Raw genomic sequence first — 22,640 nt, 5'->3', positions numbered from 1 at the left:
AATATGTCTGACAACAAACTGATAATTGATGGAACCAAGTTAATAAGAGATGCTTTTTATGCAATCCCTGATTTTACCGATGCTGAGGGAAACCACATCAGTGGCCTCTACGGCGCATTTTTTAAGTTAAAAGAGCTTATGGCGGGTGGAGCTTCTTCCCTTGAGATAACCTTTGACGGTGATACAAGCTCTTTTACCAAAGATGTATCCTGGCAGGTCAATAAGTTTAAGGAGCTAATAGACTCCATAGAGGGAGCTTCATCAGATTCGGAATTTGAAGTTACCGAAACTGTTAAAGCAGCTGTAGAAGAGACTTTAAAGATCTTATCACCATCAGGCTCTGTCAAGGAACTTCCTAAGTTTAAGCACGCGCTAACAATAACTTCAGATCTTAACGAAGTTGAGCAGATTTTTGCAGAAGCAAAAAAGACCTGCACCGGCAATCCGGACAGCTTTGTTGGATACCACTTTGTTACCGAGAAAACAGGAACCGGCAAGTCAGATTTGAAAGTGCTGGGACTTTCTCTGTGCTTTAGTGAGGATAAGGCTTTTTACATTCCTGTAATCAACTTCATTACAGCCTCTTACCTTGGTGAGAAATTATCCGGTCTTAGCAGTTTTGCATCACTATCCGGCTTTGATATGAAGGAAGACTTCAGATTCTTTGTCCCAGCCGAGATGAAGGACAGAACTGAAGGATACAAGAACGCTGATGACAGCTATAAGAATAGTGCAAGAGCATTTGATGTTCTGATCGGAGCATACGTAGTTAATCCCATCAAGAACGACTATCAGCCCTGGGATATAAGCACTGAATATCTTGGAATTCCTCTTCCTAAGATGAGCGATGTCTTTGGTAAGGAAAAGCTCTCAAACAGCGATGAGAATACCGTTGCCGATTATGCAGGCAAGATAGCTGCAGTATGTTTCTTAAGCGCTCCTGTCATCAGGAAGAAACTGCAAAAGACGGGTATGGAAGAGCTCTTTTACAATATAGAGATGCCCCTTTCATATATCCTGTTTGAGATGGAGAAAGAGGGAATCATCGCAAGAAGAGATGCCCTCAAAGAATACGGAGATAAGCTTCAGATACGTATCACAGAGCTTGAGAAGCTGATATACGAAGCTGCAGGCTGTGAGTTTAACATCAATTCACCCAAGCAGCTCGGCGAGATATTATTTGAAAAATTGGGACTTCCTGCAGAAAAGAAGACCAAGTCAGGCTATTCAACAGCAGCTGATGTCCTTGAGAAGCTTGCGCCTGAGCACAAGATTGTAGCAGATATCCTTGAATACAGAGGACTTGCTAAACTCAAATCAACTTATGCCGACGGTCTTGCTAATTTCATAGAAAAAGATGACAGGATCCATACAAGCTTTAACCAGACAATAACAGCAACAGGACGTATCAGTTCAACAGAGCCGAATCTTCAGAATATCCCCATGAGGACTGAGCTTGGAAGGCTCATTCGTAAGGTCTTTGTACCAAAAGATGGCTATGTATTTGCAGATGCCGATTATTCGCAGATTGAGCTTAGGATTCTTGCTCACATGTCAGAGGATCAGGGGCTTATCAGTGCCTATCACGAGGGCGATGATATTCACAGAATTACAGCTTCCAAGGTATTCCATGTTCCCTTTGAAGAAGTAACACCTCTTCAGAGGAGAAATGCCAAGGCTGTTAACTTCGGTATTGTTTACGGAATCAGCTCTTTTGGACTCTCTCAGGACCTTTCGATTTCCGTCGGAGAAGCTAAGGAGTACATGGAGAAGTACTTTGAGACTTATCCGGGAGTTCGTGATTATCAGAACAAAGTCATTCAGGATGCCAAGAACAAGGGATATTCCGAGACGATGTTCGGAAGAAGAAGACCTATCCCTGAGCTTAAGTCAGGTAATTACATGATGAGGCAGTTTGGTGAAAGAGTTGCGATGAATGCGCCGATCCAGGGAACAGCTGCTGATATCATGAAGATTGCCATGATAAATGTCTTTTTCAGACTTAAGAGAGAGAATTTAAAATCAAGACTTATATTGCAGATCCACGATGAACTTCTGATTGAAACCGCACCTGATGAAATAGATAAGGTTTCGGATATACTCACAACAGAAATGGAGAAGGCAGTAGAGCTTTCAGTACCGATGGAAGTTGACTGCCATACAGGAAGTGACTGGTATGAAGCAAAATAAGCTGACCTATGGAAAGACCAATATCATCGGAATAACAGGAGGCGTAGGCGCAGGAAAGAGCGCTATCCTTGAGTTTCTTGAGCAAAATTATAACGCAAGAGTGATTTACTCCGACATTGTCGCCAATGACATTAAGAAAAAGGGGTATCCGGCCTATGATGAGCTTATTGAGCTCTTTGGAGAAGGCATTCTTGGAGACGACGGTGAGATAGACAAAAAGAAGATGGCAGAAGCCATTTTCGGTAATGAAAAACTCCTTTCCAAGGTTAATAATATTTTGCATCCTGCAGTAAATACATTTATTATTAATATAATAGACAACGAGAGGGAAAAGGGGCAGCTGGACTTTGTATTTGTGGAAGCAGCTCTTTTGATTGAAAACGGATATAAGAGATTTGTGGATGAACTGTGGTATGTCTACGCAGATGAGCCTACAAGGCGAAGTCGCCTTAAGTCATCAAGAGGCTACAGCGATGAGAAGATTGACAGCATCTTTGCTTCGCAGCTTGATGAAAAGACCTTTAGAGAGAATGCGGACTTTGTTATAGATAACAGCGCCGACTTAGATTATGCCAAGGCGCAAATAGACAAAAAACTTGGGGAGTGGAAAGCAAAATGGCAAGCTTAGAACAGGCAGATCAGAAGGTTGTTTACGGACTCGACATCGGAACCAGAAGTGTTGTTGGAACTGTCGGCTATATGAATGACAACCAGTTTAATGTTATTGCTCAGGCTGTTGAGAAGCATGAGACAAGAGCTATGCTGGATGGACAGATTCATGACATCGGCAAGGTTGGTGCTACCATCAGAAAGGTAACGGATAAGCTTGAACAGCAGACGGATATTCATCTGACAGATGTCTGCATAGCTGCTGCCGGTCGTGTACTTCAGACTGTAAGGACAACCTATGAGTACGAGTATCCGGATAACCACACCATAACCGATGAAGATATCTATAACCTGGATTCGGCTGCAGTTGAGCAGGCGTATTCGGAGTTTCTTAAAAAGAACACATCTGACCTTAAGTTTTATCTGGTCGGATATTCTGTTATGCATTACTACCTTGATGGATATCAGATTGCAAACCTTGAGGGCCACAATGCAGGCAAGGTAAGCGTTGAGCTTATTGCTACATTCCTTCCGGATGACTGCGTAGATGGTCTTTATAAGGCATGTGAGAGAGCAAGCCTTAACGTTGCAAATCTTACTCTCGAGCCTATCGCAGCTATGATGGTTGCAATCCCTGACAGATTCAGAATGTTGAACCTTGCTCTTGTAGACGTCGGAGCAGGTACTTCCGATATTTGTGTAACAGATGACGGTTCAATCACTGCCTACGGAATGCTTCCTATAGCAGGTGATGATATCACAGAGATAATTGCCCAGCACTGCCTGGTTGACTTTAATTCAGCTGATGAGATCAAGATCAAAGCCAGCCATCAGGATCAGGTAGAATATGTCGATATCATGGGCCTTAACAAGACCATCAGTGCCAAGGAAATCTCGCGTCTTATCAAGCCCAAGGTTGAAGAAATGGCACAGAAGGCTACAGATGAAATAAAGCGCCTTAATGGCGACAGAGCTGTCAGCGCTGTATTTGTCGTTGGTGGTGGCGGATGTGTGCCCGGATATACCAAAGCTATAGCCAAGGATATGGATATTCCAGAGGAGCGTGTAGCTCTTAGAGGTGAGGAAGTAATGAAGAACATTACTTTCCTTAACAACGATGGAATAGACAAGGATTCACTTCTTGTAACTCCTCTTGGTATCTGCATCAGCTACTATGAGGAAGCCAACAACTTTATCTTTGTTTCATTTAACGGAACACAGACCAAGATTTATGACAATGGTAAGCTTCAGATTGTGGATGCTGCCATGCAGGCTGCATTCCCTAATGAGGACCTTTTCCCTAAGAGAGGCGCAGAACTTAAATATACTGTAAACGGCAAGGAGAGAACATCAAGAGGTGAACCAGGTGAAGCTGCAGTTATTCAGCTTAACGGCAAGCCTGCAGATATTCACTCCAAGATCCATGCCAACGATATTATAAATGTTACTCCTTCAACTGCCGGAGCCCCCGGTAAGGCTACGATCGAGAGTATTCCTGAATTTAAGACTAAGTTCAATGTAAATGTAAACGGAAAGAGTGTAGAAGCATCCAGATATGCAACCGTTAACGGAGAAGCTCAGACCGGTTACTATGACATTTCTGCCGGTGATGATGTCAAGATTCTTGACTACAATACAGCAGCTCAGATTGCTGAACTTATGGATATCACCATTACAGAAGATACCGTGATCATCGTCAACAACGAAAGAGGCGATATAAATACTCCTGTTTACGAGAACTTTAAGGTTGAGTTCAAGGATCAGGAAGATATGATAATGGATTATTATAAGGACTTCCCAAGTGCCGATGAAATGGCTATTTCTCAGGCAAATGAAGAATCCTATGAGAACATGGACTATGAAGCAAGGCTCCGAACTGACAAGGATGGTCAGCTCTCTTTTGATGACCTTCCTGATGATGACGGAACATATGAAAAGAGCGAGAGCGAAGATGCAGAACCTGAGGTTGTAAGAAATATCCTTGCTCACGACCTTCACATTATTGTTAACAATGAAGCTATAACACTTCATGGAAAGGCAGATTATATCTTTGTAGATATTTTTGATGCCATCGACTTTGATCTTTCAAAGCCAAACGGAAGGAGCATCGTAACAACACTTAACGGCTCCACACCGGATTATATGCAGCCTATAAAAGAAGGCGATAAGATAGAGGTTTATTGGAAATAATGCGATTTACAAGTATTGCCAGCGGAAGCAGCGGAAACTGTACCTATGTGGGTTCAGATAATACACACATCCTTGTGGACGCCGGAGTTAGTAAGAAAAGAATTGAAGAAGGATTGTGCCAGCTGGATCTGGGCTTTGATGATATCAGCGCGATTTTCGTGACCCATGAACACACAGATCATATAGCAGCTATTCGCACTATCCTTAAGAAACATCACATTCCTGTTTATGCCACAGAAGGCACCATTACAGGCATCAGAAACTCTGACAAAAAGGGTGAAATTGACTTTTCATCCTTTGTTCCTGTCAGGGCAGATGAAGCAGTTGTAGTAGGTGACATGATTATAAATCCAATGAAGATTTCCCACGATGCTCTTGAGCCCTGTGGTTACAGAGTATATTGCGGAGACAAAAAAGTTGGCATCGCAACAGATCTTGGCTGTTATGATCAGTACACAGTCAGTGCTCTGTCAGGCTGCGATGCTCTTTTGTTGGAAGCAAATCACGATGTGAGAATGCTTCAGACAGGGCCATACCCCTATGTTTTGAAGTCCAGGATCCTTGGCGATAAGGGGCATCTCTCCAATGAAAAGAGTGGAGAGCTTCTGTGCAGTCTTTTAAATGAAAAGATGAAAGGCATATTCTTGGGACACCTTTCCAAGGAAAACAATCTGCCCGAACTTGCCTATGAAACGGTAAGAGTCGAGATTGAAATGGGTGACAATCCTTATCACGGCAACGATTTCCCTATAATGGTTGCTGAGAGAAGCTGTATTTCACCTATAATTGAATTCTGAGCATTAAGAAGTGGAGGAGAGCGTTATGAATAAAACTATCATTACAGTAGTCGGAAAAGACACTGTCGGCATCATTGCCAAGGTCTGCACCTATCTTGCAGAGTCAGGTATCAATATTCTTGATATTTCCCAGACAATAGTCAGCGGATATTTCAACATGATGATGATTGTTGATATGTCAAAGACAGCCAAGGAATTTAATACTGTAGCTGATGACCTTGAGACTCTTGGTAAAGACATCGGAGTAGTAATAAAGTGTCAGCGTGAAGAGATATTTGACTCTATGCATAGGGTTTAAGTGAGGTGCAACAATGATAAATATACACGAGGTCGTAGAGACCAACGAAATGATTGAAAAGGAAAACCTGGATGTAAGGACCATTACTCTGGGTATAAGCCTTTTGGACTGTATAGACAGTGACCTTAATAAGCTTTGTGACAACATTTATAACAAGATCTATGATACAGCCAAAGACCTTGTAAAGACCGGAGACCAGATTGCAAGAGAGTTTGGTATTCCTATTGTAAACAAAAGAATTTCGGTAACACCCATATCGCTGATCGGCGGAGCAGCATGCAAAAGCCCTGAGGACTTTGCAAAAATAGCCACAACCCTTAATAAAGTTGCAAAGGCAGTAGGAGTTAACTTTATCGGTGGCTATTCAGCACTTGTAAGCAAGGGAATGACTGATTCAGATAAAATGCTGATAGAGTCGATTCCACTTGCTCTTTCAAAAACAGATGTTGTCTGCTCATCTATTAACGTAGGTTCCACTAAGACCGGTATCAACATGGATGCTGTAAGACTTATGGGAACCATAGTTAAAAAGACTGCAGAAGCAACCAAAGAAAAGGATTCGCTCGGATGCGCCAAACTAGTTATTTTCTGTAATGCCCCTGATGACAATCCTTTTATGGCAGGTGCATTTCATGGCGTAACTGAGGCTGACAAGATAATAAATGTAGGTGTCAGTGGACCGGGAGTAGTTAAGACAGCACTTGAAAAGGTAAGAGGTGAGAACTTTGAAGTGCTGTGCGAGACAATCAAGAAGACAGCATTCAAGGTAACAAGAGTTGGACAGCTCGTTGCTCAGGAAGCGTCAAAGAGACTTGGCGTTCCTTTTGGAATAATCGACCTTTCTCTTGCGCCTACACCTGCAATTGGTGACAGTGTTGCTGACATACTTCATGAGATTGGAGTAGAGCATGCCGGAGCACCCGGTACAACTGCAGCTCTGGCTCTTTTAAATGATCAGGTTAAAAAGGGCGGTGTTATGGCATCAAGTTATGTCGGTGGACTTTCCGGAGCATTCATCCCTGTTAGTGAGGATCAGGGAATGATAGATGCAGTAGAGGCCGGAGCACTTACATTAGAGAAACTCGAAGCCATGACCTGTGTATGTTCTGTTGGACTTGATATGATCGCAATCCCCGGAGATACCAAGGACACAACAATAGCTGGAATCATTGCTGATGAAATGGCAATCGGTATGATCAATCAGAAGACAACAGCTGTAAGACTTATTCCTGTGATAGGAAAAGGTGTTGGTGAGACCGTTGAGTTTGGTGGACTTTTGGGATATGCACCGATCATGCCTGTAAACAAATTCTCCTGCGATGAATTTGTAAACAGAGGAGGAAGAATACCGGCACCTGTACACAGCTTTAAGAACTAAGGGTTTGTTTTTGAGGAGAGGGAAATGGAAAATGCAAAGACTAATAAGAGCTGGCTTACAGCTCTTATCATTGGACTTAGTATTGTGGCAAGCTGCTTATGTTTAGCACTTGGACTGTCTCATTTCAGATCAGAGAGTGTTCATACAATTTCAGCAACAGGAAGTGCAAATGTAGATTTTGAGTCTGACCTTATTATTTGGAGAGGCTCTTTTTCTGCTGCCGATTACACTTCAAAAGCAGCTTATGACAAGATAAAGAAAGACAGTGCTGTAGTTAAGAACTACCTTATTGCCAACGGAATAACAGAAGATGAGATAATCTTCAATTCAGTTGATATCTGGAAAACTTACAAGGACATCTATGATGACAACGGTAATTACATCGGAAGAGAACAGGACGGATACAGCCTGTCCCAGTCTGTATCTGTTACTTCAACAGATATCGACAAGGTAGAGAAGATCTCAAGAGATATCTCAAGCCTTCTTGAGACCGGCGTTGAATTCGAGTCACAGGCTCCCGAGTATTACTACACAGGTCTTGATGACCTTAAGCTCTCTCTTATCGAGCAGGCAACTGCCAATGCAAGAGAGAGAATCGATATAATGGCCAAGAATTCCGGTGCAAAAGTTGGAAAACTTAGAAACTCAAGTCTTGGAGTATTCCAGATTACTGCAACTAATTCAGGTACAAGCAGTTACTCCTATGACGGAGCATTCGATACGACATCCAGAAATAAGACTGCTTCTATTACAGTAAAGCTGGAATATGACCTTAAATAAGGTCTGTTTATAAAGAGAGGGAAGTTATGAAAAGGAATTTTATGAAAAGGATTTTTTCTGTGGCTTTGTCCGCATTTTTGGCGGCGGGCATGATTGGCTGCGGAAATGCTGAAATTGTTACGCCTGAAGTAACGGAGGAAACTCCGGAAGTGCAGGAACAGGCGACGCAAGAACTTACTACTGAGGAGTCTTGTACAGAAGAAACTGCCGAGGCTGAAAAGGAAGTGGAGCCCATTGAGCTTACCGGTGAAAACATGCTGGAAAATGGAGACTTTTCAAATGGCACCGAACTTTGGGGGACTTTTTGCCAGGATGGATTGGCTGAGATTTCAGTTACAGGGGACGGTGAACTTGATGTAGATATTAAAAACCTTGGAACTGTTGCACACGGGGTTCAGTTATATCATGATGGCTTTTCTCTCGATGAGGGCTGTGTTTACAAGATTACTTTTGATTGCTATTCAGATATAGAAGACAAGTGGCTCGAAATGCGTTTTCAGCTAAACAGCGGTGATTATCACGCATATTTTGAAGACCATTTAAAGATAGGAAAAGAAAAACAGAACCACGAATATACATTTACCATGAATGAGACAGGAGATCCGGCTCCCAGATTTTGCTTTAACATGGGCGTCGTAGAGGATATGGATAAGAATACTCCTGAACACCATGTATATTTCGATAACTTTGAACTTACTTTGATAGATGCTACCAACAGAGTTGCAAGCAGTGGAGGTGTTGATGTGCCTGATATTGCTGTAAATCAGATTGGATATCTTCCAGGTTCATACAAGAGCGCTACATTAAGAGGATCAGCTCTTAATAAGACAGCTGTTCTTATCAATGAAGATACAGGTGAAAGCGTTTTTGAAAAAGAAATCAAGAACAGCATTGATGATCCGGATACCGGAGAGAAGGAAGCTATCTTTAATTTCTCTGATATCACTGATGAAGGAACATATCATGTAGAAGCCGGAGATGCAGTATCTCACAGCTTTAAGATCTCCAAAAATGTATATGATGACGCCTTCAAGGCATCAATCAAGATGCTTTACTATCAGAGATGCGGAACAGAGCTTACTAAGGATCTTGCCGGTGACTTTGCTCACCCTGTTTGTCACTCTGATATGGCAATTTTATATGAAGATGCCTCCAAGAAGCTTGATGTATCAGGCGGATGGCATGACGCCGGAGACTACGGCAGATATTCGGTAGCAGGAGCTAAGGCTGTTGCAGACCTTTTACTTGCGTATGAGAACTATCCGGGCGTATTTGATGATGCTGTTGGCATTCCCGAGAGCGGCAACGGAACACCTGATATCCTTGATGAGGCAAAATATGAACTCGACTGGCTCTTTAAGATGCAAAGAGAAGACGGCGGAGTATATCACAAGGTAACATGCAGAAACTTCCCGGGAGAGATCATGCCTGAGGAAGAGACTGATGAGCTTGTTATCATGCCTGTGACAACCACTTCAACTGCAGACTTTGCAGGTGTAATGGCCATGGCATCACGAGTTTATGCCGGAATTGACAAGGAATATGCTGACAAGTGCCTTGATGCTGCCAAGAAGGCCGCTGAATATATCGCAAAGACACCTCGCGATCCGAAAGGCTATAAAAATCCTGCTGATATCTCTACAGGTGAGTATGAAGATGTTAATGACGTAGATGAGAGATTCTGGGCGTATGCAGAACTCTTTAAGACAACCGGAGATAAGGCTTATGAGGAACTTCTAAAGAACGAGCTTCCTGATAACGGGTACTCACTTGGCTGGCAGGGCGTAGCAGGATACGGCGGATATGCTTATCTTACAGCTAAGGATGCTGATGCAGCTACACTTGAAATGGTTAAGTCCGAAGCAAACAAGATGGCAAAAGAAGTGGTATCCAATTCTGCCAAGTACGCATATGGCTCTTCAATAGTTGGAGCTTATCCATGGGGAAGTAACCTTACCATTGCCAATAATGGTCAGTATATGTTCATGATGAAGGGACTTATTGATACTTACAACAAGAACGTTGCAGACATGCAGCTTAACTATCTGTTTGGTAATAACGCTACAGGCTACTGTTTCCTTACAGAGTTTGGAACAATTTACTCTGATCATCCGCACCACAGACCTTCACAGGCTAAGGGCGTAACTGTACCGGGTATGCTTGTAGGCGGTCCTAACAGCGGACTCAATGACCCTTATGTCCAGAATGTACTTAGAGGAGCAGCAAGTGCTAAATGCTATGCGGATAATGCTCAGAGTTATTCAACCAACGAGATCACAATCTATTGGAACTCACCTCTTATCTATCTGCTTGCTGCAGAAATTTCTGAGACCAATTAAGGTCTTGTCAAAAAATATAATGTGTTGGAGTTGTTTTTGTTATGGAAGAAAATGAAAAAGCCGGCAGTTTTATGCTGAAAATATGCGCATTTATCGTAGATAAGCGCAATCTGTTTTTTCTTATTTATGCAATACTTGGTATTTTTGCATTTGTAGCCAGTAACTGGGTAGGGGTAGAAAATGATCTTGCATACTACCTTCCCGGTACCACTGAAACAAGACAGGGTCTTGATCTGATGGAGGAGCAGTTTACCACCTATGGCACAGCCAAAGTAATGGTGGCAAACATCTCATATGAACAGGCCCTGAAGATCCAGGAGGATGTGGAAGATATTGAGGGTGTATTTTCCGCAGAAGTTGATGATTCAAAAGACCATTACAATAATGGATCAGCTCTTTTTAATATCACCTTCGATTATGATGAAGATGATGAACAGTGTCTTACATCACTTGATGCTGTAAAAGAGTACTTTGAACCTTATGATACTTATCTCTCAACTGAACTTGGTGACGTACATTCAGCTCTTATTGAGAAGGAGATGAGCGTAATAACGGTTCTGGTAGTATTTGTCGTACTTGCAGTGCTTCTTTTTACCTGTGAAGCTTATGCGGAGATACCTGTTCTTCTTATTACTTTCGGAAGCGCAGCTCTGGTACAGATGGGAACGAACTTCTTCCTTGGAAAAATCTCTTTTGTATCAGATTCTGTAACAATAGTTCTTCAGCTTGCACTTTCTGTTGACTATGCAATTATTTACCTTAACCGATACAAGGAGGAGCTCTCAAAGGGTCTTCCTTACAGAGAAGCGACGGTTATAGCTCTTACAAAATCTATTCCTGAGATAACGGGAAGCTCACTGACCACCATCGGCGGTCTTGTTGCTATGCTGTTTATGCAGTTTGGTATTGGTGTAGATCTTGGTATCGTTCTGATAAAGGCTATTATCCTTAGTCTTATGTCAGTATTCCTTCTGATGCCGGGACTTATCATGGTATTTGCCAAGCTCATGGAAAAGACAAAGCACAGAAATTTCGTGCCGCCTATTCCTTTTGTAGGTAAGTTTGCCTATGCATCAAGATACATTATTGCGCCTTTATTTGTAGTGATCATCATAATCGCCAATTTTGTATCATCCAAAACACCTTACGTTTACGGTTATACCAAGATCCATCCGCCTCTTACCAATGAGGTGCAGGAAGCTCAGAACCTTCAGGATGAGAACTTCCCGACCAACCCTATGGTTGCGCTTGTTTTCCCGTCAGTTGATTACGAGACAGAGAAAAAGCTTATCGATGATCTATTGACCTATGATGAAGTTTCAAGCATCACAGGTCTTGCTAACACTGAGGCTATTGGCGGATATACTCTTACAGACAAGCTCTCTCCCAGACAGTTCTCCGAGCTACTTGATATTGACTATGAGATAGCAGAGCTTGTTTATGCTGCTTATGCGGTAAACGATAAAGATTATGCAAAGGCAGTAAACGGCCTTGCAAACTATAAGGTTCCTCTTATTGATATGTTCATGTTTGTATATCAGGAAGTAAAAGAGGGATATGTAACACTTGATGATGAACTGATGCAGAAGCTTGAAGATGCAAATACAATGATGGAGTTTGCCAAGAAGCAGCTTCAGGGACCTGACTACTCAAGAATACTGGTTTATATGAACCTTCCCGAAGAGTCAGAAGAGTCTTTTGCATTTATAGAGAAGCTCCATAAGATAGCTGAGAAATACTATGACGAAGATAAGATCTACGTTGTAGGAAATACTGTCAGCCAGTACGACCTTAAGAAATGTAACGCAAGAGATACCAAGGTTACATCCATCATTTCCATATTGGCGGTACTTATTGTTCTTCTTTTTACATTTAAGTCAGCCGGTATGCCCGTTCTTCTTATTGCGGTAATTCAGGGATGTATCTGGATAAACTTCTCTTTCCCTGCAATCCAGCATGAGAATCTGTTCTTCCTTGGCTACCTTATCGTAAGCTCTATTCAGATGGGTGCCAATATCGACTATGCTATTGTAATAGCCGGCAGATACACTGAACTTCGTGAGAAGATGGGTAAAAGAGATGCCATCATTGATACAATGAACCTATCATTCCCAACAATCATTACTTCCGGAACCATGATGGCTGTTGCCGGAATACTTATAGGTAAGATGACTTCTGATGCGGTTATTTACGGAATCGGTAAATGCCTTGGACGAGGAACAATTATTTCCATTATCGTTACCATGTTTGTTCTTCCTCAGATACTTCTTGTGGGAGATAAGGTAATCGAGCTTACAGCTTTCGTTATGAACATGCCCCTTCAGACCAGACAGGTTGCAGGAGCTATGCGTATTGACGGTATTGTAAGAGGACACATCGACGGAACTATCAACGGTGTAGTTCATGCTGTGGTTAAGGGTAATGTCAGTGCTTATATCGAGAATAGCGACGTTACCATGCTTGATGAAAATAGTGGAAATGAGGATACCACCCCGGATGGTAATGAAGGGGAGGGCATTTGATATGAGAAAAAAGATCTTAGCTTCTTTAATGGCTATTACGCTATTTACAACTTCAGGCCTTATCAGCTTTGCTGAAAATGAGCCCGAAAAAGATACGACTCAGGAAAATGCTATAACTACAGGAACGCAGGAGAGAGCTGCTGAAAATAAAGTTGATGTAGATGCAGATATTGAAGATGATATTGCTGCAGCTGTTCCTGCCGAAATAGAAACAATTGAGATCTCTAATGTTGATGAGTTTTTAGAGTTTGTAGATAACTGTAAATTAAACACGTGGTCAGACAACAAAAAAATTCTCCTGACATCGGATATTTCTCTTGTTGGTAAGGAGTTCTATGGAATCCCTGACTTTGGGGGAGTATTTGACGGACAGGGTCACACAATCTCTGAGATAAACATTTCAAAAGGCCAGTCCTATGTTGGACTATTTATTCACGTTGAGAAAAATGCTGTAATTCAGAATCTTAATGTTTCAGGTTCTGTAATTCCTGCAGGAAACCCTGTTATCATCGGTGGTATTGCCGGTGAAAACTACGGACTTATCAAAGATTGCTCATTTAGAGGAGTTGTAAAAGGTAACGATTATATTGGTGGAATTGTCGGCATGAATCAGCTTTCAGGAAATGTTTCATTTTGTTCATCTGAAGGCTTTATCAGTGGTGTACATTTTACCGGCGGTATCTGCGGCGAGAACATGGGTAATATCGCAAACTGCAGAAATGAAGCTATGGTAAATACCACCAATACTGATACTGAAATTACAGTTGATTCAATGGAAAACCTTAATAAGGTTCTTACACTTATCAAGAATGGAATCAGCAAGGAAGACGACGAAGCAAGTTCTGATGTAACTGTTTCTGATACAGGCGGAATTGTCGGACTCTCAATCGGTATCGTATCAAGATGTATCAATAACGGTGAGATCGGATACGAGCACGTTGGATATAACGTAGGTGGTATTGCAGGAAGACAGTCCGGATATCTGTATAGCTGTTCTAATAATGGCAAGATAAAGGGAAGAAAAGATGTAGGAGGCATTGTAGGACAGGCAGAGCCCTACATTCAGGTAGATCTTGCTTCTGATATCGCTTATCAGCTTTCAGAAGCTATAGCTCAGCTTCATGACACAGTATCTGCAACCCTTGCCGATACCAAGAATCAGTCTGATGTTGTGTCTGCACGACTTGCTATAATTCAGAAGTTTACAGGTCAGGCTGTTCAGGATACCAAGTTTATTGCAAACGGCACAATTGACTACGCTAATGATATTTCCGGCGCTACTAATGAAGCATTTTCAAGGGTTGAGTATGTTCTTGATGAGACGACCAAGAACGGAGGCCCTATAGACAATATTTCCAGTGGTGCTTCAAGCACAAAACAATCAGCTGATGATCTGAAAAATGCTGTAAAAGATTTGAATGTTGAGAACTATATAGTCAGTGAGGATGAGAAAAAACAGTACGAAGAAGCGAAACTCGTACTTGAAAGTGCTGCACAACAGTACAACGAAAACTATAATAAAGCTTATACGCCAAATTACAATTATCAGATCATGCAGGAAAATGTTACGGGTATAGCATACTATCTTTCCTCAGGAGGAACAGCAGATTTATCTGAATGGGATAGAAATCCTGGATTAAACACCCAATTCGACCGGTCTGTAATCGGGTCAGGAGAAGATTGTGATGCAAAGGGAAGTTGGAAACATACAGCCGACGAGTCAGCATTTCCTGATTCATCCGTAACTGAGGAAAGTAATGCTCATCAACAAGCTGTAAAAGAAGCTCAACGAGAAGCAGACAATTACGCAAGAGATAAGTATGTAAATCCGGTCACAAAACAGGGTGGATCCTCTCAGTACACAGATGATCTGCAGCATTATTCTACAACTCTCGCCACAATATACGGTAATCACGTCGGTGAGATGTCTGATGCGTCCAGAGCTGATGCAGAGAGTGCCATGAATAATCTAAGTGCTGCATCTGATAGTTTCTCAAAGGCAGGTCAGCAGACCAAGTCAATACTGGGAAATGTCGCCGGAAGAGATGACATCAGATTCCCGAGACTTGACGAGGAATACAGAGCTCACACCAACAGCCTTGCGGATAACATGGCTGCAATGAATGATAACTTTGGACTTTTAAACTCAGAGATGAATAATGCAACCGGAGTTTTGGTCGGAGATCTTCAGGCTGTAAACGATCAGTTCAACAATATTCTTAATCTTTATACGGATGCTCTTGACGGAGTACTTGATAAAGATTACACAACCATGTATTCAGATGAGTCCTATCAGGAAGCATCATATACAACAGATGCGACAGTTGATTCCTGCTTTAATTTCGGAAAATGTGAAGGTGATATAGATATTTCCGGTATTGCAGGAACTATGGCAATTGAGTACGAGTTTGATAAAGAGGGCGATATCACAGGTATAAAGGATGCAAACCTCAATTCATCCTATATCACCAAGTGCGTTCTTAGAAATAACAGAAACTACGGAAATATTGAGAGCCAGAAAGATTATGCAGGAGGTATCTGTGGACTTCAGGAAATGGGTACCATCCTTAACTGCGGAAGCTATGCAAAGATTGAGTCAACTGACGGTAACTATGTTGGCGGAGTTGCAGGCTCTTCTGTATCTTACATTGTAGAGTCTTATGCAAAGGGCGAACTTGACGGAAATACCTATGTCGGTGGAATAACCGGTGATGGAATGCACATCAAGGACTGCCTTACTTTGGTCAGCGTAACCAGAGCAGAGAACTGGTATGGCGCGATATCCGGTCATATTGCAGAAAAGGGTGAAGTAAGAAATAACTACTTTGTAAGTGATGATCTTGCGGGAATAGACAGAGTAAGCTATGCATTAAAGGCTGAACCTATCAGTTATGCTGCAGTTGAGAAAAATGAAGTTTTTGAAGAAATCATGCAGGAAACTGAAGAAAGCGAAGAAAAACTTGAAGTAGTTCCTCTAAGTACCGGCACTGATGAAGATATGACAGAGGAAATAAAGTACAGAGATCTTCCTCATGAATTCTCTAATATCACTGTAAACTTTGTCCTTGAAGATGAAGACCTTGAAGATGGAAGCGAACAGGTAGACAGACTCAATAAGAAATACGGAGAGAGCTTAAAGCCGGAGGAATATCCATCTGTACCCGAAAAAGAAGGATACTATGTAGACTGGGATGTTCCGGAAGTTGACAGGCTTGTCTGTGATGTTACAGCAACTGCAACTTATAAGCTTTACAGAACAACTCTGGCTATCGAAGATTCTGCTGAAAAGAATCAGTCAATACTGCTTGTTGACGGCAACTTCAGGGAAGGCGATAAGATAGAGGCTACAAGAACAATTCTTCTAAATGAAGAAAACAATAACAGCAGCCTTGATGAAATGGAAATAATTGAGCTGACTATACCGGATGACGGTCAGGATGTTCATCAGATACGCTTTAAACCTGACAATAATTACAATCAGGTGCTTGAGGTCTTTGGAAAATTTGCAAGTTCCACTGATTACGCTCTGTACGAGGTTACAGAAAATTCCAAAGTGAAACTGACACCTACAGGAAAAATGGGTGCATACTCGACTTACGAGCTAAAGGGTAATACCCATACTCTTTCTTATGGTGTAAGCAATGCACAAAATATTGGATTTATCATTATTGCTATATTTCTTTTAGCAATTGTAATGATTATTGTTATAATAATCATTATAGTAAATATTATTAAGAGACATGGCGGAAAAGTGCCCAAGATATTCAGAAGATTTGTTATGAAGGTTTCTGACAGAATCGAGAATAAGGAAACAATCTTCTATGATGACACCGATGAGCTACAGACCAAGGTACGTGAAAAGATTACAGAAACTGCAGCTGAAATAAAAGAAGAGGATGAACTTGAGCAGTTGACCGACGAAATCTCTGAGTATAAGGAAGAACTTGCCAAGGAAAAAGGTGAAGAACTTCCGCAAAAGAAGGAATTCGACAGCAAAAAGTACAGAAAGCTTCGGCGTAAAGTAAAGAAGAATAACAAGAAGTAAAGATTTTATCAGGGAGATGTTTCCATGAAAGAGATGCTTAATGAGCTGCTTATGGCAGACAAGACCTTGATCCATGTGCCTTTTGGAAACGGTTTTTTTGACATCTACAAATCGGTAGTGGTGTCCTGGATAGTACTTGCGATTTTGATTGTCCTGATCGTTGCACTTACCAGTAATCTGAAGGTCCACAACATATCAAAAAGACAGGCGGCAGTAGAATCGGCCGTATTATGGATCAGAGGCGTCGTTGGAGAACTGCTTGGAGAAGAGGCTATTGGTTATGCACCATATATAGTTACGGTGCTGATCTTCATTGCTTTTTCAAATATGATAGGACTGATTGGACTGGTTCCGCCAACAATGGACCTGAATGTAACTCTGGCTCTTTCTCTAATGAGTATCGTGCTTGTTGAACTGGCAGGAATTATTAAAAAAGGTCCAAAAAAGTGGCTAAAGAGCTTCACAGAGCCAATGGCAGTCATAACCTTTATGAATGTTTTAGAGCTCTTTATAAGACCATTGTCACTGTGTATGCGACTCTTTGGTAATATCCTCGGAGCTACGGTCATTATGGAGCTGATCAAACATGTGGTACCAATAATACTGCCTGCAGCACTTAGTATTTACTTTGATATATTCGACGGTTGTATTCAGGCATATGTATTTTGTTTTTTGACATCGTTATACATCAAGGAAGCAGTTGAATAAAAGGAGGACATAAGAAATGAGTTTAACAGCAATCGGAGCAGCTATCGCTGCATTCACAGGTATCGGAGCAGGTATCGGCATCAGCCTTGCAACAGCAAAGGCTACAGATGCAGTTGCAAGACAGCCCGAAGCAGACGGCAAGATCATGAGACTTCTAATCCTTGGTTGTGCTCTTGCAGAGGCAACAGCTATCTATGGTTTCGTTGTAGCTATCATGATCATTCTTTTCTCATAAACACCGAAAGAAAAGGGGAAGCAAAGTGTTAAGTATAAGCCTGATTAACATATTATTCACAGTAATAAATATTCTTATACTCTTATTCTTTGTGAAGAAATTCCTGTTCGGAAAGATCGATGAGATCATCAAAAAGAGACAGGAAGAAGTGGACGAAGCTACCGTGGCTGCTGATAAGGCAACTGCTGAGGCTCGTGCCATCAAAAAAGAATATGAGAAGAAGATTGAGCTTGCCGACGAGGAAAAAGAGCAGATTCTCTCAGATATCAAAAAGCTCGGCTATGAAGAGTACGAGAGAATCGTTATGGATGCCAGAAAGACCGGCGACAAGATCGTAAAAGAGGCAAGACAAAACGCCAGAGCAGAAGCAGAGAAGGAAAGAGAACTTCATGCCGATGAGCTTAAGGATATGGTTATCGATGCAGCTGCCAAGATCGCTGCAACCAAGCACAGCTCAGAGGATGACAGTTTGCTCTACGATAAATTCATAAATGAGGCAAGGGCTAATAATGGATAAAAAGATTAAAGCTACACTGCGCTATGCCTCAACTCCGCCGACGGAATCACAGCTTGCCAGCATCAGGCAGCTAATTGCTGAGAAGCTTGACAATCCTGATGTTAAGCTAAAGGTCATAAATGATCCTGAAGTAGGCGGAGGCTTTATCGTTTCTTGTGGCGGCTTAGAGTACGACTGGAGCGATAAAGGCAGAGCCAGACAGCTTCGATACGAACTTGGAAGCGTTCATTCAAAAGACATCATTCCTATGCTAAAGCAGAAGGTTGAAGACTTTGACCTTTCCATCAAAGGCAGGGAAGTTGGCGTTGTTACCTGGATAGGTGACGGTATAGCCAATGTCGAAGGAATTGAGCACGCTTTCTACGGAGAGATAATTGAATTTGAAGACGGAACCAAGGGTATGGCCCAGGATATCAGAGATGATCATATCGGGTGTATCCTTTTTGGTGATGAAAGAAGCATAAGACAGGGAAGCAGAGCCGTTCGCACTTACAAAGAGGCCGGTGTTCCTGTCGGAGAAGCTTTTATTGGAAGAGTTATTGATGCTCTCGGTGCGCCAATTGATGGCAAGGGAGATATCAAAGAGAGTGGATATCGCGCCGTTGAAGAGAGGTCACCGGGAATTATTGAAAGACAGTCGGTAAATGAGCCTATGGCTACAGGTATTCTTTCTATTGATACCATGTTCCCCATTGGAAGAGGCCAGCGTGAGCTTATTATCGGCGACAGACAGACCGGCAAGACTTCAATTGCTCTCGATACAATCATCAACCAGAAGGGCAAAGGAGTTATCTGTATCTATGTAGCAATAGGTCAGAAGGCTTCAACTGTAGCCCAGCTCATAACTACTCTTAAAAAGACCGGAGCGATGAAGTATACGATTGTTGTAAGTTCTACAGCATCTGATCCTGCTCCGCTTCAGTATATTGCACCTTATTCAGGAACTGCACTTGCTGAGTACTTCATGTACAAAGGAAAAGACGTGCTTATCGTTTATGACGATCTTTCCAAGCATGCTGTTGCTTACAGGGCATTATCACTACTTCTTGAGAGGCCACCGGGACGTGAGGCTTATCCGGGAGATGTCTTTTACCTGCATTCAAGACTTCTTGAGAGATCAAGTAAACTCTCAGATGATCTTGGAGGAGGCTCAATTACAGCGCTTCCTATTATTGAGACACAGGCAGGAGATGTTTCTGCGTATATTCCAACAAATGTTATCTCCATTACTGATGGTCAGATATTCCTTGAAAGTGACCTGTTCTTTGCCGGTATGAGACCTGCGGTTAATGTAGGACTTTCAGTATCCCGTGTAGGTAGCGCAGCTCAGACCAAGGCAATGAAAAAAGCTACCGGAAGCATAAGAGTAGATCTTGCGCAGTACAGGGAAATGGCTGTGTTTACACAGTTTTCATCAGACCTTGATGAGGTGACAAGGAATCAGCTTAATCACGGACAGGTCCTGATGGAACTTCTAAAGCAGCCCCTGGAGCATCCGCTTGCAATGCATGAAATGGTACTGATACTTCTAGCAGCCGGCTCTAAGAGAATTGACCACGTTCCTGTAAGGAAAGTCAACGAATACAAGGAAAAGCTTATTACCTTCTTCAACAACGAACACAAAGATGTATGCAATGAGATCAAGAAGACAAAAGACCTCTCGGATGAACTTAAGAAGAGGATATATGACCTCATTGATGAATTTAACGAAGATATAAAGGTACAGTAATTTGGCTAATATAAAAGAGATCCGCGAAAGGATCGCAAGTGTAAGTGACACAAAGAAAATTACAAATGCGATGTATATGATCTCCTCGACAAAGCTTCGAAAGGCAAAGAAGATTTTATCGGACACGGAGCCTTTCTTTTATGCCACGAAGGATATGATCGAAAGAGTTGTGAACAACCTTCCTGAGGGAACAGAGAATATTTTTCTTGAGCTTAGAGATGATATACCTGAGAACAAAAAGAAACGTGGTTATCTCGTTTTTACCGATGATAAGGGTCTGGCGGGTGCTTTTAACCACAATGTTATAAAGCTTACGGAGGAAGCACTTGCTAATAAAAAGGGTGAAAACAAGCTTTTTGTGATCGGAGAGGTAGGCAGATATCATTTCAATTCGGAAAATGTAGATATCGAAGAGTTTTTCCCTTTCACATCTCAGAATCCAACGCTTCACAGAGCAAGAAAAATATCTGCTGAGATAATGGATTATTACTATAACAGGAAGATTGATGAGTTCTATATCATATTCACGACCATAAGAGGAAATACCTGCGATGCAAGGATTGAAAGAATTTTGCCACTTGATTTCCTTTCGGCGCTGAAGAGGAAAAAAGCACCGATTCGTGGAAACATGTATGAAGAATTTCTAATGGAACCATCGCCATCAGCAGTTTTGGACAATATTGTTCCAAATTATGTGACAGGATACATATACGGAGCGCTGGTCGAGTCCTTCTGCAGCGTTCAACAGTCCAGAATGATGGCCATGGACAATGCCAATAAGAATGCAGAGATGATGATCGTTGACCTGAAAAAGAGCTATAACCGCCAGAGACAGGCTATGATCACACAGGAGATCACTGAGGTTGTCAGCGGAGCCAAAGCGCTTAAGCGCAGCAAGGAAATAAAGAAGCATGGAAAACGGTAAGATTGTTCAGGTCATGGGACCTGTAGTAGACGTACAATTTAAGGATGCTCAGCTTCCATATATCAGAGACGCCCTGACTGTAACAGTGGGTGGAGAAAAGAGAGTGATGGAAGTATCTCAGCATGTCGGCGGAGATATAGTCAGATGCATTATGCTTTCTCCAAGTGAAGGCCTTTCAAAGGATATGGAAGTTGTATCTGAAGGCGGACCAATTAAAGTGCCGGTTGGTGATCAGGTACTCGGCAGACTTTTTAATGTCTTTGGCGAAGCTATCGACAAAAAGGGAAGTGTTGAAGCAAGCGAAAAATGGGAAATCCACAGAAAACCACCAAAGCTTGAGGATCAGAGCCCTGTTGTTGAGATACTTGAGACCGGAATTAAGGTAATCGATCTTCTTGCGCCATATGCAAAAGGCGGTAAAATTGGTCTTTTCGGAGGAGCGGGTGTAGGCAAGACCGTTCTTATTCAGGAACTTATTCAGAACATCGCCACAGAGCACGGCGGATACTCGATATTTACAGGTGTAGGTGAACGTTCAAGAGAAGGAAACGACCTCTGGACTGAGATGACAGAGTCAGGGGTTATTGAAAAAACTGCACTGGTATTCGGTCAGATGAATGAGCCTCCGGGAGCTCGTATGAGAGTTGCTGAGACCGGACTTACAATGGCTGAGTACTTCAGAGATGTTAAGAATCAGGATGTGCTTCTTTTCATCGATAATATTTTCAGATTTGTACAGGCAGGATCCGAGGTTTCATCACTTCTTGGAAGAATGCCTTCAGCCGTAGGTTATCAGCCTACACTTGCAACAGATCTCGGTGCTCTTCAGGAGAGAATTACTTCTACCAAAAACGGATCAATTACTTCTGTTCAGGCAGTTTATGTCCCTGCGGATGACCTTACAGATCCGGCTCCTGCTACAACATTTGCGCATCTTGATGCAACAACGGTTCTGTCTCGTAAGATTGTAGAACAGGGTATTTATCCTGCAGTTGACCCTCTTGAGTCATCAAGCCGTATCCTTGAAGAGACGATTGTAGGAAAGGCTCATTACTCAACTGCCATGAAGGTTCAGGAGATTTTGCAGAAGTATAAAGAGCTTCAGGATATTATTGCAATCCTCGGTATGGAGGAGCTCTCAGAAGAAGATAGGGCAACAGTCCACAGAGCACGTAAAATTCAAAGATTTTTGTCTCAGCCTTTCCATGTAGCTGAGCAGTTTACAGGACTTAAGGGTAAGTATGTGCCTCTTTCAGAGACCATCAAAGGATTTATGTATATCATAGGCGGAGAGATGGACAAATATCCGGAGGCAGCATTCTTCAATGTTGGAACTATTGATGAAGTGGCTAAGAAAGCTAAGGATATCGAGGCCTGA

16 protein-coding genes are annotated in these 22,640 nt (G+C 42.1%); all 16 read left to right on the top strand.

The window, feature by feature from the left end; translation table 11 throughout:
• Positions 1 to 3: 3 nt before the first annotated feature.
• The 16 genes from polA to atpD are packed head-to-tail and all read left to right on the top strand — an operon-like array spanning position 4 to position 22,640.
• A complete protein-coding gene (gene polA / locus G633_RS17150; protein WP_026518996.1) occupies positions 4 to 2,190 on the top strand; it encodes a DNA polymerase I in 2,187 nt (728 codons plus the stop codon).
• Entirely contained in the window at positions 2,177 to 2,818 is a 642-nt protein-coding gene (gene coaE, locus G633_RS0102760) for a dephospho-CoA kinase (protein ID WP_051199861.1), read from the top strand. Before polA ends, coaE begins: the two co-directional genes overlap by 14 nt.
• Positions 2,806 to 4,989, top strand: coding sequence for a cell division protein FtsA (locus G633_RS0102755; RefSeq protein ID WP_026518994.1), 2,184 nt, complete (start codon positions 2,806 to 2,808; stop codon positions 4,987 to 4,989). Before coaE ends, G633_RS0102755 begins: the two co-directional genes overlap by 13 nt.
• Positions 4,989 to 5,786, top strand: a complete 798-nt coding sequence (locus tag G633_RS0102750; protein WP_026518993.1) for an MBL fold metallo-hydrolase — start codon at positions 4,989 to 4,991, stop codon at positions 5,784 to 5,786. The genes G633_RS0102755 and G633_RS0102750 overlap by 1 nt, the downstream gene beginning before the upstream one ends.
• A gap of 25 nt (positions 5,787 to 5,811) precedes the next feature.
• On the top strand, positions 5,812 to 6,084 hold the full coding sequence (locus tag G633_RS0102745) for an ACT domain-containing protein (protein WP_022767045.1): 273 nt from the start codon (positions 5,812 to 5,814) through the stop codon (positions 6,082 to 6,084).
• A 13-nt stretch (positions 6,085 to 6,097) separates the two neighbouring features.
• Positions 6,098 to 7,462: a PFL family protein gene (locus G633_RS0102740; RefSeq protein WP_026518992.1), complete on the top strand. Its 1,365-nt coding sequence runs from the start codon at positions 6,098 to 6,100 to the stop codon at positions 7,460 to 7,462.
• A gap of 24 nt (positions 7,463 to 7,486) precedes the next feature.
• Complete coding sequence (locus G633_RS0102735; RefSeq protein WP_022767047.1) at positions 7,487 to 8,242, top strand: SIMPL domain-containing protein; 756 nt, start codon at positions 7,487 to 7,489, stop codon at positions 8,240 to 8,242.
• Positions 8,243 to 8,283: 41 nt separating this feature from the next.
• Positions 8,284 to 10,581 (top strand): glycoside hydrolase family 9 protein, encoded by a 2,298-nt coding sequence (locus tag G633_RS0102730; RefSeq protein ID WP_196804218.1) that lies wholly within the window; start codon positions 8,284 to 8,286, stop codon positions 10,579 to 10,581.
• Positions 10,582 to 10,622: 41 nt separating this feature from the next.
• Positions 10,623 to 13,103 carry an efflux RND transporter permease subunit gene (locus G633_RS0102725; RefSeq protein ID WP_026518990.1) on the top strand — a complete coding sequence of 827 codons (2,481 nt, stop codon included), beginning with the start codon at positions 10,623 to 10,625 and terminating at the stop codon, positions 13,101 to 13,103.
• Position 13,104: 1 nt separating this feature from the next.
• The gene (locus G633_RS0102720; RefSeq protein WP_035770412.1) at positions 13,105 to 17,148 is read left to right on the top strand and encodes a hypothetical protein; all 4,044 of its coding nucleotides are present in this window, start codon (positions 13,105 to 13,107) and stop codon (positions 17,146 to 17,148) included.
• 33 nt (positions 17,149 to 17,181) lie between these two features.
• A complete protein-coding gene (locus G633_RS0102715) occupies positions 17,182 to 17,856 on the top strand; it encodes a F0F1 ATP synthase subunit A (protein ID WP_442852340.1) in 675 nt (224 codons plus the stop codon).
• Between the two features lie 16 nt (positions 17,857 to 17,872).
• A complete protein-coding gene (atpE, locus tag G633_RS0102710; protein ID WP_022765699.1) occupies positions 17,873 to 18,091 on the top strand; it encodes an ATP synthase F0 subunit C in 219 nt (72 codons plus the stop codon).
• Positions 18,092 to 18,116: 25 nt separating this feature from the next.
• Positions 18,117 to 18,608, top strand: coding sequence for an ATP synthase F0 subunit B (locus G633_RS0102705; protein ID WP_022767052.1), 492 nt, complete (start codon positions 18,117 to 18,119; stop codon positions 18,606 to 18,608).
• A complete protein-coding gene (gene atpA / locus G633_RS17145; protein ID WP_242838813.1) occupies positions 18,601 to 20,337 on the top strand; it encodes a F0F1 ATP synthase subunit alpha in 1,737 nt (578 codons plus the stop codon). The genes G633_RS0102705 and atpA overlap by 8 nt, the downstream gene beginning before the upstream one ends.
• A gap of 1 nt (position 20,338) precedes the next feature.
• Positions 20,339 to 21,262, top strand: a complete 924-nt coding sequence (gene atpG / locus G633_RS0102695) for an ATP synthase F1 subunit gamma (RefSeq protein ID WP_026518987.1) — start codon at positions 20,339 to 20,341, stop codon at positions 21,260 to 21,262.
• Positions 21,249 to 22,640 carry a F0F1 ATP synthase subunit beta gene (gene atpD, locus G633_RS0102690; protein WP_026518986.1) on the top strand — a complete coding sequence of 464 codons (1,392 nt, stop codon included), beginning with the start codon at positions 21,249 to 21,251 and terminating at the stop codon, positions 22,638 to 22,640. The genes atpG and atpD overlap by 14 nt, the downstream gene beginning before the upstream one ends.

The organism is Butyrivibrio sp. FCS006 (assembly GCF_000424525.1).
Classification (GTDB): domain Bacteria; phylum Bacillota; class Clostridia; order Lachnospirales; family Lachnospiraceae; genus Butyrivibrio.
This window is presented reverse-complemented; position numbering and strand designations above follow the sequence as displayed.

Coding starts and splice junctions, on each gene's coding strand:
- coaE (WP_051199861.1), top strand. CDS start 2,177: ATGAAGCAAAATAAGCTGACCTATGGAAAGACCAATATCATCGGAATA.
- G633_RS0102735 (WP_022767047.1), top strand. CDS start 7,487: ATGGAAAATGCAAAGACTAATAAGAGCTGGCTTACAGCTCTTATCATT.
- G633_RS0102740 (WP_026518992.1), top strand. CDS start 6,098: ATGATAAATATACACGAGGTCGTAGAGACCAACGAAATGATTGAAAAG.
- atpD (WP_026518986.1), top strand. CDS start 21,249: ATGGAAAACGGTAAGATTGTTCAGGTCATGGGACCTGTAGTAGACGTA.
- atpE (WP_022765699.1), top strand. CDS start 17,873: ATGAGTTTAACAGCAATCGGAGCAGCTATCGCTGCATTCACAGGTATC.
- atpA (WP_242838813.1), top strand. CDS start 18,601: ATGGATAAAAAGATTAAAGCTACACTGCGCTATGCCTCAACTCCGCCG.
- G633_RS0102755 (WP_026518994.1), top strand. CDS start 2,806: ATGGCAAGCTTAGAACAGGCAGATCAGAAGGTTGTTTACGGACTCGAC.
- G633_RS0102720 (WP_035770412.1), top strand. CDS start 13,105: ATGAGAAAAAAGATCTTAGCTTCTTTAATGGCTATTACGCTATTTACA.
- G633_RS0102750 (WP_026518993.1), top strand. CDS start 4,989: ATGCGATTTACAAGTATTGCCAGCGGAAGCAGCGGAAACTGTACCTAT.
- G633_RS0102715 (WP_442852340.1), top strand. CDS start 17,182: ATGCTTAATGAGCTGCTTATGGCAGACAAGACCTTGATCCATGTGCCT.
- G633_RS0102745 (WP_022767045.1), top strand. CDS start 5,812: ATGAATAAAACTATCATTACAGTAGTCGGAAAAGACACTGTCGGCATC.
- polA (WP_026518996.1), top strand. CDS start 4: ATGTCTGACAACAAACTGATAATTGATGGAACCAAGTTAATAAGAGAT.
- G633_RS0102730 (WP_196804218.1), top strand. CDS start 8,284: ATGAAAAGGATTTTTTCTGTGGCTTTGTCCGCATTTTTGGCGGCGGGC.
- G633_RS0102725 (WP_026518990.1), top strand. CDS start 10,623: ATGGAAGAAAATGAAAAAGCCGGCAGTTTTATGCTGAAAATATGCGCA.